The organism is Schumannella sp. 10F1B-5-1, from assembly GCF_006517535.1.
GTDB lineage: Bacteria > Actinomycetota > Actinomycetes > Actinomycetales > Microbacteriaceae > Schumannella.
In genome coordinates, this window is sequence record NZ_VHQH01000154.1 from 1 (window position 1) to 227 (window position 227).

General features: G+C 70.9%; 1 pseudogene. It reads left to right on the forward strand.

Annotation, left to right across the window (positions count from 1 at the left end):
* Window positions 1-227 (forward strand): annotated as a pseudogene (locus tag FJ658_RS15265) (DUF4032 domain-containing protein); the annotation flags it as partial.

Below are 227 nucleotides of genomic sequence, written 5' to 3' on the forward strand. Positions count from 1 at the left end.
ACCTCGAGGGCTTCGTGGTGGCGATCAAGGAGACCACGGCCGAGCTCGCCCGCCGCGAATACGAGATGCTGCGCACGCTGCAGCGCCTCGACGTGCCATGCGTCGAACCGGTCGCCGTCGTCACGGGCCGCATCTCGGCCGACGGCGAGGAGCTCGCCCCCGCCCTCGTCACGCGCCACCTCAAGTTCTCGCTGCCCTACCGCGCCCTCTACTCGCAGGCGCTGCGT